This window comes from Streptomyces sp. 8K308 (genome assembly GCF_004348315.1).
Taxonomy (GTDB): domain Bacteria; phylum Actinomycetota; class Actinomycetes; order Streptomycetales; family Streptomycetaceae; genus Streptomyces.
The window spans coordinates 1-16,435 of the sequence record NZ_SMKC01000139.1 but is presented as its reverse complement, the minus strand read 5'-3'; the positions used below and the strand labels follow the sequence as shown (position 1 = coordinate 16,435).

The following is a 16,435-nucleotide window of genomic DNA, read 5'->3' as shown; positions in this document are numbered from 1 at the left end:
GGGGAAAACCCCACCGGTCGTGCGTCAGGCGCGGCAGAGGAGCTCGCCGTGGAGGCTGGTGAACCAGCCGTCCTCGGTCGCGGCGAAGGCGCGCCACGCCGCGGCGATTTCGGCGAGTTCGGCCTCGGTCGCGTGCCCGCCCGCGACCGCCAGCTCGGCGAACGCCGACGAGACCGTGCGATCGGCCCACAGACCGCACCACCAGGCGCGGTCCGCCGGCGAGGCGAAGCACCAGGCGGTGGCCGAGGCGCGGACGTCCGTGAAGCCAGCGGCGCGGGCCCAGGACAGGAGGCGACGTCCGGCGTCCGGCTCGCCGCCGTTGGCCCGCGCGACCCGGTCGTAGAGGTCGAGCCAGTTCGTGAGCCCCGGCGCCTCGGGGAACCACGTCATCGACGCGTAGTCGACGTCCCGGACGGCGACGACGCCGCCCGGCCGGCAGACCCGCCGCAGCTCGCGCAGCGCCCGCACCGGGTCGGTGACGTGCTGCAGGACCTGGTGGGCGTGGACCACGTCGAAGGAGTCGTCGGGGAAGTCGAGGGCGTGCACGTCCGCCGTGGCGAACCGCACGTTGTCCAGGCCGCGGGACTCGGCCTCGGCGCGTGCGGTCGAGAGGATGTCCGCCGCCTGGTCGACGGCGGTCACCTGGCCGGGGGCGACCTTGGCCGCCAGGTCGGCGGTGATGGTGCCGGGGCCACAGCCGACGTCGAGGAGCGAGAGGCCCCGGCTCAGCTCGGGCAGCAGATAGGCGGCCGAGTTCTCCGCGGTGCGCCAGCGGTGTGACCGCAGCACCGACTCGTGGTGTCCATGGGGGTAAACGGCTTCCGGCATGACGGAATGCTGCCCGGCGTCTCGCCTGTCGAGCAAGATTATTCCGAGGTGCGGACAAGTTCACCGGCATGGGCCAGCGCTCCGGCGCGCTGGATTGCCGGGCGCGAGCCGCGTGCTCATCTGGTCCTTATGACGGAACGGACCGAGCACTCCGCCGGAGCCGACCGGCCCGCACCGGCCGAGCCCCGGCCCCTGTTCGAGCGCCGCGCCTGGCCGCGTGGCTTCGCCGACCGGCTCACGGCGCCGCTGCCCGGACTGTGGCCGTTCGCCCGCGCCCTGCGGCACGGCGCCCTGCGGCCCTCGGCCGCCGCGCTGCGCGAGGCGAGCGCGCTGCCGTACCGGCCCGCGCCGTTGCCCGCGGCCGACGCCCGCACCGTCGCGCTGACCTGGGCCGGGCACGCGAGCTGGGTCATCAGGATCGGCGGCCTCACGGTGCTGACCGACCCCGTCTGGTCACGCCGGATCCTGGCCACCCCGCCCCGACTCACCCCCGTCGGCGTGGCCTGGGAGGACCTGCCGCCGATCGACGCCGTGCTGATCTCGCACAACCACTACGACCACCTCGACGCGCCCACCCTGAAGAGGCTGCCGCGCGAGACGGCGCTGTTCGTGCCGGCCGGGCTCGGCGCCTGGTGCCGGCGCCGCGGCTTCCGCAGGACCACCGAGCTCGACTGGTGGGAGGCCGCCGAACTGCCCGCGCCCGGCGGCGCCGTCCGTCTCGACTTCGTGCCGGCCCACCACTGGTCCAAGCGGACCCTGACCGACACCTGCCGCACGCTGTGGGGCGGTTGGCTGCTCACCGACCCGGCGGGGCGCCGGATCTACTTCGCCGGGGACACCGGCTACGGGCACTGGTTCGCGGAGATCGGAGCCCGCTTCCCCGGCATCGACGTGGCGCTGCTGCCGATCGGCGCCTACGCCCCGCCCTGGCTGCTGCGGTCGGTGCACACCGACCCGGAGGAGGCGGTCCGCGCCTGCCACGACGTGGGCGCGGCCCGGATGGCGCCGATGCACTGGGCCGCCTTCGCGCTCTCGGCCGAGCCGCCGCTCGAACCGCTGACCAGGGTGCGCGCGGCCTGGCGGAGGGCCGGCCGCCGTCCTGACGACCTGTGGGACCTGCCGGTCGGCGGCTCCCGGGTCCTGACGGAGCCGACGGGGGCTAGTTGAACTTGGCCGGCGCCGGGTCGCCGGCGCGGCGGCGGTCGCGGCGGTCACGGCGCTCGCGCGGGTGGCGCCGCAGCCGGCGCCAGACAGGCGGCGCGGCGGCCATCAGCAGCGTCAGGGCCAGCGCCGCGAGCACACCCTGCCAGGGGTGCGGGAAGAGCGCCCCGCCCAGCATGCCGAGCAGCTGGTAGGTGGCCGCCCAGGCCAGCGCCGCCGGCAGGTCGGCCCGCAGGTAGGCGCGCATCGGCATCCTGGCCAGCAGGCAGGCCAGCATCACTGGGATCCGGCCGGCCGGGACCAGGCGCGACACGAGCAACACCGTGATGCTGCCGGCCGCGAGCCGCGCCCGGGCCCTGGCCAGGCGCTCGGGCGCCACCTGCTGGTGCATCCGGTCGAGCCAGCGCGATCCGCCTCGCGAGCGCACGCCGCGCCGGCCGAGCCAGTACAGCAGCGCGTCGCCGAGGAAGGCGGCCGCCGTCGCCAGCAGGAACACCAGCAGCGTCGGCAGCGCCGGCCGCGGGTGGTGCAGGGCCACGGCGGCGGCCGAGCTGACGAGCGCGCCGGTGGGCACGATCGGCACCAGCGCGCCGAGCAGCACGAGCAGGAACAGCGAGGGGTAGCCGACGACCTGCGGCGCCGGGTTGGTGGAGACGGCCTCGGTGGCGGCGGCCGTCGCGGCTATCGGGGTCATCGGCCGGTCACCGCGAGACGCACGCTCTCGCCGTGGCCGAGCCGGTGCACCCGCACGTCGGGCGCGAGCCGCGCCGCGTGCCGCACGAACTCGTCCCCTGGGGAGTGGAACTCCCACGCCCGCACGGCCGCCATGCCCACCGGCCAGAACGTGCCGTAGTGCACCGGCACGGCGCTGTGCGGGCGCAGCGCGACCAGCGCCTCTGCGGCGCGCTCCGCGTTCAGATGGCCGTGCCCGAGGCGTGGCCCCCAGCCGCCCACCGGCAGCAGCGCCGTGTCGATCGGACCCGTCTCCCTGGCCATGGCCTCGTACAGGTCGGTGTCGCCCGCGTAGTACGTCTTCGCCTCCCCCTCCAACACATAGCCGAGCGGTTGGACCCGGTGCGGGAGGAACGGCAGCCGCCGCCCGTCGTGCGCGGCCGGCACCGCGCGCACCGCCAACCCGCCCACCGAGACTCTGTCCCCCGGCGTCATCTCACACACCTCGAGCCTCGCGGCGAGCCGCCGCAGGCGCGGCACCGCGCGCAGCGCGCCGCGCGGCAGCACAAGCAGCGCGCCGGCGCCGACCCGGAAGAGCGAGCGCAGGTGCAGGTGGTCGGCGTGCAGGTGGGAGACGAGCACCACGTCCGGGTGGTGCGCGGCCGGCGACGGCAGGGCGCCACGGCGCCGCCACAGGTGGGCGCAGCGCAGCGTGAGCACCGGGTCGGTCAGCACCGTCGTCCCGGAGTCCCGCACCGTCGCGGTGGCGTGGCCCCACCAGGTGATCTCCACCGGCATCAGGAACTCCTCCCGGCCGCCGGACACTCATCGGACGGCCGTCCCCTTCCAGCATGCCAGCCCGCCGCGCGGGGCCGGAGCCGCGTCGACGGATCCGCGGTGGGGCGACCAGCGGGGCGGCCCGCGTCGCCGAGAGACGTGTCGGGTACCGCGGGCCCGCTGTCCCCGCGATCGGTGGACGGGCCGAGTGGCCCGTGGGGCGAAGGGGACGGCAGGGGACGATTTGGCGGGGCAGGGAGAATGGTGAGGACTGCCGTCGAGTCCCCACGCGAGGAGGAGTGATGCCGGTCACGGCCTGGCGCGCGGGCGCCGCGCTGTTGCGCGTGCTCGCGGTGTGGGCGGTCAGCACGCTCACGATGGTGCTGCTCGCACTGCTGCTCCCCGGCTTCCGGCTCCAGTCGGCCGACGGCGGGAGCCTGACCAGGCTCGGCCTCACCGCCGCCCTCGGCGCCGGATTCTTCGGCCTGCTCAACGCGCTGGTCTGGCCCTGGCTGGTGCGCGCCATGCTGCTGGTGCCCGCGCTCGTGCTCGGCCTGCTGGTCTTCCTGCTCAACGGCTCGCTGCTGCTGCTCGCGCTGAGCGCGATACCCGACGGGCGCGGCGCCGCCAGCCCCGCAGTCGCCGCCGTGGTGGCCGCCGTGATGTCCGTCGCCTCCTCCGGCACCAGCACCCTGCTCGCCATCCGCGACACCGGCGCGCAGCGCCGCAGGATGCGCCGGCTCGCCGGCTGGCGCGCCACCCGGGGCGAGCCCGCGCCCCCGTCGCGCACCCCCGGTACGGTCTTCCTCCAGCTCGACGGCGTCGGCTACGAGCTGCTGTGCGAGGCCGTCGACGGCGAGCGGCCCCTGATGCCGACGCTCGCCGCCATGTGCGGCACCACCCACCGGCTCACGCCCTGGCGCACCGACTGGTCGAGCCAGACGGGCGCCTCCCAGCTCGCCATCCTGCACGGCAGCAATGAGGACGTACCCGCCTTCCGCTGGTACGAGAAGGACACCGGCGAGGTGATCATCAGCAACCGGCCGTCGAGTGCCGCCGAGCTCCAGCGCCGCGCCACCGCGCGCAGCGGGCATCCCGGGCTGCTCGCCCACGACGGCGCGAGCCGGGGCAACCTGTTCAGCGGCGGCGCCGACCAGGTGGCGCTGGTGCTCTCGGTGGCCAGGCGCGGGCGTGGCCAGCGCTCACGCGCCGGCTACTTCGCCTACTTCTCCGACCCGGCGCACGCCGCCCGCACCGCGCTCTCCTTCGTGGCCGAGCTGGTGCGCGAGGTCTGCCAGTCGCTCGGCGCCCGGCTGCGCGGCGACCGCCCCCGGGTCAGCAGGGGCGGCCTCTACCCGCTGATCAGGGCCTTCGCCACGGTCGTCCAGCGGGACGTGGTTACCGCCGCCGTCGCCGGCGACATACTCAACGGGCGCACCGCCGTCTACGCCGATCTCGTCGCCTACGACGAGGTCGCCCACCACTCGGGCCCGCGCGGCCGGGACGCCCGGCAGGTGCTGGCCAGGACCGACCGGTGCGTGGCCGCGATAGCCCAGGCCATCAGGTACGCGCCGCGCCCCTACCACCTGGTGCTGCTCTCCGACCACGGGCAGAGCCAGGGCGAGACCTTCAGGTCCAGGTTCGGCGTCACGCTCGAGGAGCTGGTGCGGGCCGGCTGCGGCCGGCCCCTCGTGCCACGCCAGGCCGGCGGTCGACCCTGCCTCTCGGGGGAACGCGAGCCGGCGGGCGCCGAGGCGCGCGGCGCGGCGCGCGCCGCGCTGCACCGTCCTGAGGAGTCGCCAGAGCCGCCGGGCGGCCCGGCGCGCGGGCGCGGGGCGCCCATCGTGCTCGGCTCGGGGAACCTGGGCCTGATCTCCTTCCCCGACCTCGTCGGCCGGGCCTCGGCCGAGGCGATCACCGCCCGCTACCCGGGGCTGCTGCGCGCCCTGGCCGACCACCCGGGCATCGGCTTCCTGCTGGTGCGCAGCGAGCGGCACGGGCCCGTGGTGCTCGGCGCGGGCGGCGCCGAGCACCGGCTCGCCACCGGTGAGGTGCTCGGCGCCGACCCGCTCGCACCCTTTGGCCCCGGCGCGGCCGAAACCGTCCGGCGCACCGCCGGCTTCCCGCACGCCGCCGACATCATGGTGAACTCCGCCCTCGACCCGGACACCGGCGAGGTGCATGCCTTCGAGGACCAGGCCGGCTCGCACGGCGGCCTCGGCGGCGAGCAGAGCCGCGCCTTCCTGATGTCGCCCCTCGCGCTCTCCGCGCCCGACGCCGAGCTGGTCGGCGCCGAGGCCGTCCACCAAGTGCTGCGCGGCTGGCTCGCCGAGGCGGCGGCCCACCCCACCGAGCCGCTCCCGCAGGCGACGACCTCCACCCCGTCCTAGTACTCCAGTCTGGTTTCGCGATCTAGTGCTGGATGGTTCGTTGAGGCGTCGTCAAGTGCTAGCCGCGCTGGAGACAGAGCGATGCCGTGAGCGTGTCGCTCTCGCTCGGCGCGTCGACCTGCACCGTCTCGTCCACGGCCTGCGGCGGGGCGCCGACGGCGTCCACGGTGCCGGTGAAGTTCGCGGCGATGGAGCCGCCCTCGGTCGCGCCGGTCACAGCGACCACGACACCCGCGGTGCCGCAGGGGGCCACGTCGACGTCCGCGTCGATGTCGGGGGTCGACACGCTGACGGTGAGCGTGCCGGACACCGTCGACGGGCCGGTGACGAGGGTGACGCACTGGCTGACCTCACCGGTCGCGCAGAACTCGGCGACGAAGCCGCCGGGCACGGTGAGCGTCACGCCCTGGCTGATGGTCTGGTCGACGGCCACCGCGGTCGATCCGGCGTTCATCAAACCGAACATGGCCGTGGCGGTGAGGGGGACGACGAGTCCGCGCCACAGACGTCTGTGCATGGGCTGAGTCCTTTCGGCGAGCGATTGACATCGCGTTCGGCAATCACCTGCTGACCGATTGTCATCCTGCCCCAGTCTTCCACCGTTGACTCGCATCTGAGACATATCGAGCACGAGGATCGTCGCCTTCCCCGCCGGCCGGGTCCGGGCACCAGCGAAAGGTCTGGTCAGATCGTGTCTGACCTGACCTGTCGGGTGAGCCCGCCGAAGGAATCGAACCCTAGAGCCACGCGACCATGGGCCGTTCGAGCGTCTTTCGGCCCACCGCGGGTGCGGCACGGCGCCCGGCCCGGTGCCGTGACACGCGTGATGCGGTTCGACGCAGGGGGAACACCTGCCCACTGCCCCTTACTGTGTGCGCATAACATCCTTATCGAGTCCACAGGATCAGCCGATCCTCCAGAAAGGAAGCTCATGGTGCGAACATTACGCACCGCCGTCGTCGTGGCCGTCACCCTGGCCGCCGTGCTGCTGGGCGTCGGCACCGCCCACGCCGACGGGTGGCGCACCGTGGACATCTCGACCGACTACGGACGGGCAGCGGTGTCATCACGTGGACCGGAACCAACCAGGCGTACCTCGGCTTCACCCTGGAGGACTATCCGGAGGTGCCGTCCTACTCGCAGCTCCACGTCTCCTACGAAGTGTTCGTGGACGGGCAGTGGGAGCAGCGCATCCTCCATCCGGACCCCGTTCTCCTCGCGGCAAACGGCCAGTCCCAGGACCTCGAACGCAACATGACCACCTTCGACCCGCTGCGCAACGTCATGGTGAGGCTGTGCTCCTGGGAGAACGAGAACCTCCACTGCACCGACTGGAGCTGACCGCGCACCACACGCGCCGGCGTCGCCTTGGCCCTCGCCATCTGCCGACTCTCTGCGCAGTGAAGACGCCCCCCACGGCCGCGCATGGGTTTCGCGATCTTGGGTCGACCTCGGGCGGGAGCGGGTGCGGTCACCGCGTGATCATCGGGGGTTGTGTGGACTCCTGAAGATCGTGCGGTGGCCGCGGGCCACAGCGTAGACCCTGCCCGCTGGCGGGTGACGATCGACCAGGTCATGGCCCGGAGCGCGGGCCGGCTCGGGCAGGTGGAGCCCCGGGCGAGTGCCCGTGACTATCTGCTCGGGCTGCTGTCGAGCACCGAACGGAAAACTGCTGGCGCCTGGCCGAGCAGGCCGGCTTGGCCCAGGCCGATGCAGCGCCTGCTGCGCTACGCCCGCTGGGGCGTAGATGCCGTTCGCGACGACCTGCGCAGCTACACCGTCGACCATCTTGGTACCGACGGCGGCTTCCTGATCGTGGACGAGACCGGCTTTGTGAAGAAGGGCCGGGCATCGGCAGGAGTGCAACGGCAGTACACCGGCAGCGCAGGACGCGTCGAGAACAGCCAGATCGGCGTGTTCCTCGCCTACGCCACCGACCGCGGGCGGGCACTGATCGACCGCCGGCTCTACCTGCCCGAGCACTCCTGGTGCGCCGATGACGAGCGCCGCCGGGCGGCCGGGATACCCGACGAGGTCCACTTCCAGACCAAGCCCCGCCTGGCCACGGAGATGATCAGCGCGGCGCGGGACGCCGGCATCACCGCATCGTGGGTGACCGGCGACGAGGCCTACGGCCAGGACCCGCGCCTACGCGCCACCTGGAGGCCAGAGGCGTCGGCTACGTGATGGCCGTCGCCTGCTCCACCCGGTTCCGGATCAACCATGGCCGCACGCCTGTCCGCGCGGATCACCTCGCCGGCCGCCTGCCCGATACCGCCTGGCACCGCCAGAGCGCCGGAGTGGGCGCGAAGGGCCCGCGCTACTACGACTGGGCCTGGGCGCAGACCGGCGCCGACAGCCGCCGCCACCTGCTCATCCGCCGCAACCCGGCCACCGCTGACTCGCCTTCTACCGGCGCTGGTCCCCGGCTGCGGTGCCGCTGTCGGAGCTGATCCGCGTCGCCGGTGTCCGCTGGAGCATCGAAGAGTGCTTCCAGGCCGCCAAGAGCCAGGTCGGACTCGACCACTACCAGGTCAGGAACTGGACCGCGTGGCACCGGCACGTCACGCTCGCCATGCTCGCCCTGGCCTTCCTGGCCGCTCTCGCCGCCAGCGCCAGCCCCAACCGGCCCGCCAACCCACACCACCCCGTCCGAAGCCACGCCCCGATCACGTTCACCGTTCCGGAGATCCGGCCCCTACTCGCCGCCCTCTTCGCCCCACCAGCCACGTCCGCGGCCAGGCTGCTGCACTGGCCAACTGGCGCAGACACCACCAGGCAACAGCCCGACGCAGCCACTACCGACGACGCCTCAACGAACCATCCAGCACCTAGATCGCGAAACCAGACTGGAGTACTAGGCGGGTCGGGTGAACTCCGCCGCGGTTCGGCGGCGCCCCGAAGGGGCGCGGGACGGCTCCGCGCGTGGGTGTGACCGGCCATGACGGTGCGGCAGGCGCTCGCCGGAGCAGCGCGCGGCACCTCCAGCGGAGCGCTTAGGCTGGCGCCGAGCGGCACACCCCACGCGGAGGAGGGCAATACCATGGCACCGCAGCCGTTGACGGAGCTGGAGATCGCCGAGTGCCTGAGCGGGCTGCCCGGCTGGACCGTGAGCGACGACCACCTGGAGCGCCGCTACACGCTCGCCGGCCACCTGCCGGCCGTCGCGCTGGTCACGCACATCGCCGCCGTGCAGGAGGAGCTCAACCACCACGCCGAGCTGACCGTCACCTACAACCGGCTCGACATCGCCGTCAACACCCACAGCGTCGGCGGCAGGGTGACCGAGCTCGACGTCCAACTGGCCCGCCGCATCGAGGAGATCGCGCCGGCACACGGCGTGAGGACCGACGGCTAGGTCCTGTCCTGTCGATCTTGTCGGATCGGCCCGCGGTGTCAGACCCGGTGCTTCCCCAGGCCTCGTCCGGGTGGGGTGCCCCCTGCACGGAGTGCTCGGGGGAGTGCCCCCATTCGCCTCGCTCACGGCGCCCCACGTGGCGGAGCCGCACATCGGCCGGCAGCGCAGCTCATACGTGGCCGTATGCGTGCGCAGCGCCCGACATGCCCCACGCCGCGGCGCGGCATATCGGCGCCGCGCGGCGCGGGGTAACGAGGCGAGGTGCCGTGTTCGGGGGCACTCCCCCGAGCACTTCGTGCAGGGGGCACCCCCACCCAGGCCGCCAGGCCTGGGCGAGTCGCGGGCTGAAGAAGTCGCCCGGACAGGGCTAGTTCCTGTCCGGCGCCCGACGTCAGCTCCAGTCGAAGGTGTCGGGATCGGGGCCGAAGCGGGTGCCCCGGTCCAGGGCCGCGATCGCGGCGAGGTCGTCCTCGTCGAGCTCGAAGTCGAAGACGTCGATGTTCTCCTTGATCCGGGACGGCGTCACGGACTTGGGGATCACCACGTTGCCGATCCGCAGGTGCCAGCGGAGCACCACCTGGGCCGGGGTGCGGCCGTGCTTCTCCGCGATCCCGCCGATCGTGGCGTCGTCGAGCAGCCCCTTGCCCTGACCCAGCGGCGACCACGCCTCGGTGGCGATGCCGAGCTCCGCGTGCAGGGCGCGCAGCTCGGACTGCTGGAGGTAGGGGTGGAGCTCGATCTGGTTGACCGCCGGCACCACGCCGGTCTCGTCCACCACCCGGCGCAGCTGCGGCGGGTGGAAGTTGGAGGTGCCGACCGCCCTGGCGCGGCCGCTCTCGGCGAGCTCGCCGAAGGCGCGGAGGATGGTCACGTAGTCGTCGCGCATCGCGCGCGGCCAGTGGACGAGGTAGAGGTCCACGTAGTCGAGCCCGAGGCGGCCGAGCGAGGCGTCGAACTCCCGCAGCACGGCGTCGCGGGTCCAGGTCTCCGACGCGCTGTTCCACAGCTTGGTGGTGACGAACAGCTCGCCGCGATCCACGCCCGAGGCGGCCAGCGCCCGGCCGGTGCCCTCCTCGTTCCCGTAGATCTGCGCCGTGTCGATGCCGCGGTAGCCGTCGGCCAGGGCCTGGGCCACCGCCGTCTCCGCCTGGTCGTCCGGGACCTGCCAGACGCCGAAGCCGAGCTGCGGCATCACCACGCCGTTGTTGAGGGTCACACTGGGGACGCTGCTCACGAGTGCCTGTGTCCTTTTCTTGCGGATTCTTGCGGATTCTCGCGGATTCTCGCGGATTCTCGCGGGTTCTCACGGTTCTCACGGGTATCAGGTCTGCCCATCGTCTCCGACCGGGCCCCGCGCCGCATCACGCGGGTCTGGGAGAGACAATGGCGAATGTGCGCAGACTGGCCCGAATGATCGACCCCTTCATCGTGCTGCTGTTCGCGACGGTCGGGCTGGCCGCCCTGTTCCCCGCCAGCGGCCGGGTCGCGGACGGCGTGGACGACGCGACCGTCGGCATCATCGGGCTCCTCTTCTTCCTCTACGGCACCCGGCTCTCCACCAGCGAGGCCATGGACGGGCTGCGCCACTGGCGCCTCCACCTGACGATCATCACCTGCACCTTCGTCGTCTTCCCGCTGCTCGGCCTGGCCGCGCGCGGCCTGGTGCCGTGGCTCGTCAGCGACCCGCTCTACCCGGGCCTGCTGTTCCTGTGCCTGGTGCCGTCCACGGTCCAGTCCTCCATCGCCTTCACCTCCATCGCCCGGGGCAACGTCGCGGGCGCCATCGCCGCCGGCTCCTTCTCCAGCCTGCTCGGCGTGCTCGTGACGCCGCTGCTCGCCGCCGGCCTGATCGGCGCCAGCGGCGGCTTCTCCCCTGACACCCTGCTGGCCATCGGCGGCCAGCTGCTGCTGCCGTTCGTGCTCGGGCAACTGCTGCGGCGCTGGATCGGCGGCTTCGTCAGGCGACACCGGCGGGTGCTGTCCCTGGTGGACCGCGGCTCGGTGCTGGTCGTCGTCTACGCGGCGTTCAGCGAGGGCATGACGCAGGGCGTCTGGGGCGAGGTCAGCTGGCGGCGCCTGGTGGCGCTGTTCGGCGTGCTTGTGGTGCTGCTCGCGGTGATGCTGTCGCTGACCTCGTACGGCTCGCGGCGGCTCGGCTTCGAGCGGGACGACCGGGTGGCGATCGTCTTCGCCGGTTCGAAGAAGTCGCTGGCGGCCGGTCTTCCGATGGCCGGCGTGATCTTCCAGGGGCAGGCGGCGATGGCGGTCCTGCCGCTGATGATCTTCCACCAGTTGCAGCTGATCGTGTGCGCGTTCATAGCCCGCCGCTGGGCGCGCCTGCCGGCGCCCGGCGCGCGGGAACCCCGGCCGACGACGGCCGCCGCGTCGCAGGAACCGGCCCACAGCTGAGGTCCCTCCGGGGCGGGCGGGTCAGGGGAACTCGGCCTCGACCTAGGCGAGTTGGGCGGCGAGGACGTGCTCGAACGCGGCGCGGCGGTCTGCCCCGATGGGGCGCACGTCGGGGGCGAAGTGGGCCAGGGTGGGGAAGCGTTCGGGGTATCTCCTCGTCGGGCAGGCCCGACGCCCGCAGGGCCCGCAACTCCTCTTCCATGGGGCGACGGTGCGACGCACCGTCCCGGTCGTCTCCCGGGAGGGCAGGACGACACGGTGAAGCGGGCGGGGTCGGCCGCTCAGGTGGTGGCCGGGACCGGGAGGACCACGCGTTCCGGGCCCGTGTAGACGTTCATGGACGTGCCGCGCAGGAAGCCGACGAGCGTGAGGCCGGACTCCTCGGCCAGGTCGACGGCGAGTGAGGACGGCGCCGAGACCGCGGCGAGGGCCGGGATGCCGGCCATCACCGCCTTCTGGACGAGTTCGAACGAGGCGCGTCCTGAGACGAGCAGCACCGTGTCGGCGAGCGGCAGCAGCCCCCGTTCCAGGGCCCGGCCGACCACCTTGTCGACCGCGTTGTGGCGGCCCACGTCCTCCCGGACGTCGAGGAGCCGGCCGTCGCCCGTGAAGAGGGCCGCCGCGTGCAGGCCGCCGGTGCGGTCGAAGACGCGCTGCGCGGAGCGCAGCCGGTCGGGGAGCTCGGCCAGCAGCCCGGGGTCGAGGCGCGGGCCGCCCGTCAGCGGGAGCGGCCAGCGGGCCGTGGTCCGCACCGCGTCCAGGCTGGCCTTGCCGCAGACGCCGCAGGACGACGTCGTGTAGACGTTGCGCTCCAGCGTGATGTCCGGTAGCGGGACGCCGTCCGCGAGGCGGACGTCCAGCACGTTGTAGGTGTTGCCGCTGCCGTCCGGCCCCTGCGCGCCGGCGCAGTAGGTGATGCGGGCCAGCTCCTCGGGCCGGCCCAACACCCCTTCGCTGACGAGGAAACCGGCGGCGAGCGCGAAGTCGTCGCCAGGCGTGCGCATGGTGACGGCGACGGCGCGCCCGTTGACCCGGATCTCCAGGGGCTCCTCACCCACCAGGGTGTCGGCCCGCCGGCTGACGGCACCGTCCCGGATCCGGACGACGCGGCGGCGTTCGGTGACTCGTCCCATGAGTTCATCATGCACCGAAGCGCGCCGGAAAGCGCCGGCTGTGTACGGGATACCGTCGACAATGGACCGAAACGCGTCGGCTGTCGGCGCGTCAGCCGTCGGCGCGCCGGCTCTCGGGCGGGCCGAGGTAGCTGGGGCGCAGGCCGCCCGTGTCGACGACCAGCTTCTGCAGCACCACGGTCGGGTCCACCATCCAGAACCGCAGCACGTGCCGCCCGGGTTCCACGATGGTGTGCTCGGTGGCGGTGATCCGGACGTTGTCCGAGGTGCCGTGCTCCCACTGCCGGTTCATCGTGGTGTCGTCGGCGCCGCTGACCACCGTGACGTTGACCCGCACCGGGGTGCCGCCGTCGAACGAGACCGCGTAGGTCAGGCCGTCCGTCGGCAGCACGTTGTTGCGCGGCGAAAGGTATGCGAGCACCCGCATTCGGCCCGTCGTGAACAGCGTCAGGTCGTACTCCAGGCGCGGGCTCCGGCCGCCCGGGGTCTGGCGGGGCGCGGTGACCGGGAACGGCGTGACGCCGTCACCGGTGCGGCCCAGGTCGGGGATGCGCTGCCAGCGGACGCCCTGGCCGCCCACCGCCCGGTCGAAGTGGCCGGCCTCGATGGAGACGTAGCCGTTGGCCTCGACGAAGCCGGCGAGCCGGCGCAGCGGCACGCCCGGGTTGTTGACCACGGCCGTGACCTCGACGCTCGTGTCGCCGGGTCCGGTGACGGTCAGCGGCACCCGGGTGGTGCCGAGCGGGGCCGCGCGGAAGTCCACCGTGACCTCGGCCCGCACCTGGGTGGTGACGGTGCCGGCGGCGGGGGAGACCCGCAGCCACGGCACGCCGGGGTCGATCCGGAAGTCGAACGGCTGCCGGCCCCGGTTGAACACCTCGATGTACTGGGTGGGTTGCGACTGGTAGGGACTGAACTCGGGCAGCACGGCCGGGCCCCGGGCGGCCGGCCACCAGTCGGCCGAACCGTCGACGGCCACGCCGAGCTCGGCGCCGGCCGGCGGCTCGATCCTGCGGACCGGCGGGAACACCTCGTCGGGCAGCGCCACGTGACCGGGGGTCTGCGGCTGCTGCCACGGCGCGTCGGGACCGTAGCGGGCGACGTCGCCGTAGCCGATCTTCGGCTGCGTCTGGAAGCCGGCCCATTTGCCGTCCCGGAGCGTGTTGTTGTAATAGTCCGACATCGCCTGGTCGTCGGCGAACCTGGCGTCCGTGTCGTCGGCGAGCTGGTTGGCGGCGGCCCTGCCCTGGCGCGCGTAGTGCAGGTTGGTGAACTCGGCGGCCCGCAGCGCGTACAGGTTGGCGGTCGCCTCCACCTGGTACTGAACCAACTGGTAGTAGGCGTCGTGGTGTTCGTCCGGCAGGGCCTCGCCGATCCGTTGCGCCCGGGCGTCCAGCTCCTCCCACTCGGCGGTGACCCGCTCCAGCTCCCGGTAGTCGGTGAGGCTGAACGGGGTCGCCTGGTCGTCGTAGGCGATCGCGGAGGCGTCGGTGGCCGGGTCCCTCGTCGGGTCGACGGTGATCCGCCGGTTGAGCAACTCCGGCTTGCGGCGCGCCTGGAGGACGCCGTAGTCGTGCAGGACGCCGGCGATGGCCTCGGCGTGCCGGAGGCCGAAGTTCTGCTCCGCGTACTGGCGTTCCCACTCGCCCAGCCGCTCGATCGGCCAACGCTCCGGGTCCCAGGCGTAGTCGAGGAAGAACTGCAACGGCAGCTCCTCGGCCTTCAGGTCGCCGACGTTGACCACCCACAGGCGGTCGATGCCGTACCGGTAGGACAGGTGCAACTGCTCCCAGGTGGAGGCGAGGTTGATGGTGTCGACCCACTTATAGTTCCGGCCGCCGCCGACGTAGTCGAAGTGGTAGTAGAGGCCGTAGCCGCCGGGCCGCTCCGGCAGGCGGGGGTCGGGGACCTTGCGCATGTTGCCCCAGTTGTCGTCGCAGAAGACGACGGTCACGTCGTCCGGCGGGCGGAGCCCCTGGTCCCAGTAGCGCTGGACCTCCTTGTAGAGCGTCTGCACCTGGGGGATCGCGGTGAGGTCTTCGGCGCCGGTCACCTCGGCCAGGATCTCCCGCTGCGCGGCCAGGATGGACGCCATGAGCTCGATGCCGTCCCCGTCGGGCAGGCTGACGTCGCCGTTGCCGCGCATGCCGAGGGTGACCACGCCCTCGAAGTCCTCGTCGACCATGCGGCGCACGCCGTCGGCCCAGTAGCGTCTGATGGCCTCGCCGTTGCGGCGGAAGCTCCACTCGCCGGTGCCGCCGTACGGGTCGTGGCCGGGGGTGACGATGTTCCCCGCCGCGTCGCGCCTGGCCGGCACGGCGTGCCGGTTCCACTCCTCGATGCCGCGCATCATGGGCGCCTCGTGGGAGGTGCCCATGACGACGCCGTACTCCTTGGCGGTGGCGTGGTTGGCCGGATCGTCCTCGGCGAACGCCCGGCCCCACACGGCCGGCCACAGGTAGTTGGCCCGCAGCCGCAGCATCACCTCGAACACCCGGGCATAGAAGGCGCTGTTGAAGCCGGCCGGGAAGTCGGGCGCGTGCCCCGGGCCGAAGAACGCCGGAGCCCAGGTGCCGAGCGCCGGGTTCTCGTCGTTGATGAAGAAGCCGCGGTACTTCACGGCCGGGGTGCCCTGGGTGAACCGGCCGGGCAGCAGGTAGACCCGCTCGTGGCGGGGGACCGGCACGTCGTCCCACCAGTGCCAGGGCGAGACGCCCAACTGCCGCGAGGTCTCGTAGACGCCGTAGATGGTGCCGCGCTGGTCGCTCCCGGCGATCACGAACGCGCGCCGGACCCCGGGCAGCGGGTTGTGCACCAACTGCTCGCGGGTGGTCTCCCACTTCCCGGCGATCCCGGTGACGTCCACCTTGCCGGCCGCGACCAGCTGGTCGATCAGCGGGCTGCGGCCGATGGTGCCGACGATGACCAGCTCGTCGTGGCCGATCGGCGCCCGGTCGTGGCTGATGTCGGGGGCCCGGCCGGTGACCCGCTCGACGTCGGTCGCCAGGTCGCGCACCGCCCGCAGCACGCCCGGGTGGTCGGCCGAGCTCACCAGGATCGGCACCGTCCTGCCGTCGGCCGCCAGCGGCAGGCTGCCCGGCTGCCAGACGGTGGACACGAAGGTGCTGCGCCGCTCGGTGGCCGCGGGCGCGGCGGCCGGCTCCGCGGGGGCGGCCTCGGCGACGGCGGGGGCGGTGCCGGCCGCCGCCACCGTCAGGGGCAGGAGACCGAGGAATGCGCGACGGCTCGTCATGATCTGCCTCCGTGGGAGGGATGCCGATAATTCTCGGAAGGATTCCGGAAGATGCTGGCCGTGACTCCGGAAGAAGCTAACGACGGGGCATACCCAGGTCAATACTCGGTTCCCGACTGTCGTCGCCGGGTTGGGCGAGGGGAGTTGTGGCCGTGCCCGACGGCCCGACCCCCGGTCCGATGTCTGAAAACCTTTCGGGCGGCCGGAGTCGGTCGGGTCCACATCCCGGCCACCTGGTTGACGCGCACGTCGGGCGCTGTTCCACTGAGAACATGAGCGGCGAGCGGCGTCTGACCACCCGCGACCACATCGACTTCGGTCGAGTGTGGTCCGCCGCGTGTCGCCGCGGCTGACGCGGCCGCTTCCACCATCGCCCTTCCCGGCGTGGCCGGCCGACCGGCCGTTCCCCCGGCGCCTCGCGCGGCCTGACCGCCTCCGGCAGCGTCTCCACCCC

The 16,435-nt window shown here is 73.0% G+C and carries 12 protein-coding genes and 2 pseudogenes; 6 read left to right on the top strand and 8 right to left on the bottom strand.

Translation table 11 applies throughout. The features are described 5' to 3' along the window. Positions 1–24 precede the first annotated feature (24 nt). Positions 25–828, bottom strand: coding sequence for a methyltransferase domain-containing protein (locus E1265_RS19605; protein ID WP_132931725.1), 804 nt, complete (start codon positions 826–828; stop codon positions 25–27). Positions 829–957: 129 nt separating this feature from the next. Here E1265_RS19605 and E1265_RS19600 point away from each other — a divergent pair, with 129 nt between their 5' ends. Continuing rightward, positions 958–1,995, top strand: a complete 1,038-nt coding sequence (locus tag E1265_RS19600) for an MBL fold metallo-hydrolase (protein ID WP_132931723.1) — start codon at positions 958–960, stop codon at positions 1,993–1,995. Here the strand turns inward: E1265_RS19600 and E1265_RS19595 are convergent. Both E1265_RS19595 and E1265_RS19590 read right to left on the bottom strand, forming a co-directional pair. After that, the gene (locus tag E1265_RS19595; RefSeq protein WP_132931721.1) at positions 1,988–2,683 is read right to left on the bottom strand and encodes a VTT domain-containing protein; all 696 of its coding nucleotides are present in this window, start codon (positions 2,681–2,683) and stop codon (positions 1,988–1,990) included. The two genes, E1265_RS19600 and E1265_RS19595, sit on opposite strands and share 8 nt — an antisense overlap. Next, complete coding sequence (locus E1265_RS19590; RefSeq protein ID WP_132931720.1) at positions 2,680–3,459, bottom strand: MBL fold metallo-hydrolase; 780 nt, start codon at positions 3,457–3,459, stop codon at positions 2,680–2,682. The genes E1265_RS19595 and E1265_RS19590 overlap by 4 nt, the downstream gene beginning before the upstream one ends. Positions 3,460–3,740: 281 nt before the next feature. Here E1265_RS19590 and E1265_RS19585 point away from each other — a divergent pair, with 281 nt between their 5' ends. After that, on the top strand, positions 3,741–5,828 hold the full coding sequence (locus E1265_RS19585) for a phage holin family protein (RefSeq protein WP_132931718.1): 2,088 nt from the start codon (positions 3,741–3,743) through the stop codon (positions 5,826–5,828). Positions 5,829–5,886: 58 nt separating this feature from the next. Here the strand turns inward: E1265_RS19585 and E1265_RS19580 are convergent, their stop codons facing one another. Next, positions 5,887–6,345 (bottom strand): hypothetical protein, encoded by a 459-nt coding sequence (locus E1265_RS19580; RefSeq protein ID WP_132931716.1) that lies wholly within the window; start codon positions 6,343–6,345, stop codon positions 5,887–5,889. 500 nt (positions 6,346–6,845) lie between these two features. On the opposite strand from E1265_RS19580, the gene E1265_RS19575 reads away from it, so the two are divergent. From E1265_RS19575 to E1265_RS19565, 3 genes and pseudogenes are all read left to right on the top strand, one after another. After that, the gene (locus E1265_RS19575) at positions 6,846–7,169 is read left to right on the top strand and encodes a hypothetical protein (protein ID WP_132931715.1); all 324 of its coding nucleotides are present in this window, start codon (positions 6,846–6,848) and stop codon (positions 7,167–7,169) included. A gap of 234 nt (positions 7,170–7,403) precedes the next feature. Further along, a pseudogene (locus tag E1265_RS19570) lies at positions 7,404–8,663 on the top strand (IS701 family transposase). A gap of 208 nt (positions 8,664–8,871) precedes the next feature. Beyond that, positions 8,872–9,186, top strand: a complete 315-nt coding sequence (locus tag E1265_RS19565; RefSeq protein WP_132931713.1) for a 4a-hydroxytetrahydrobiopterin dehydratase — start codon at positions 8,872–8,874, stop codon at positions 9,184–9,186. Between the two features lie 391 nt (positions 9,187–9,577). Here the strand turns inward: E1265_RS19565 and E1265_RS19560 are convergent, their stop codons facing one another. Then, positions 9,578–10,420 (bottom strand): aldo/keto reductase, encoded by an 843-nt coding sequence (locus E1265_RS19560; protein ID WP_132931712.1) that lies wholly within the window; start codon positions 10,418–10,420, stop codon positions 9,578–9,580. A 176-nt stretch (positions 10,421–10,596) separates the two neighbouring features. On the opposite strand from E1265_RS19560, the gene E1265_RS19555 reads away from it, so the two are divergent. Next, positions 10,597–11,595, top strand: a complete 999-nt coding sequence (locus tag E1265_RS19555) for a bile acid:sodium symporter family protein (RefSeq protein WP_347877223.1) — start codon at positions 10,597–10,599, stop codon at positions 11,593–11,595. A gap of 42 nt (positions 11,596–11,637) precedes the next feature. Here the strand turns inward: E1265_RS19555 and E1265_RS39350 are convergent. The 3 genes and pseudogenes from E1265_RS39350 to E1265_RS19540 all read right to left on the bottom strand — a co-directional run. After that, positions 11,638–11,797 (bottom strand): annotated as a pseudogene (locus E1265_RS39350) (TetR/AcrR family transcriptional regulator); the annotation flags it as partial. A gap of 79 nt (positions 11,798–11,876) precedes the next feature. Beyond that, on the bottom strand, positions 11,877–12,728 hold the full coding sequence (fdhD, locus tag E1265_RS19545; RefSeq protein WP_132931708.1) for a formate dehydrogenase accessory sulfurtransferase FdhD: 852 nt from the start codon (positions 12,726–12,728) through the stop codon (positions 11,877–11,879). A 91-nt stretch (positions 12,729–12,819) separates the two neighbouring features. Further along, positions 12,820–15,981: a glycosyl hydrolase 115 family protein gene (locus E1265_RS19540; RefSeq protein WP_132931706.1), complete on the bottom strand. Its 3,162-nt coding sequence runs from the start codon at positions 15,979–15,981 to the stop codon at positions 12,820–12,822. Positions 15,982–16,435 lie beyond the last annotated feature (454 nt).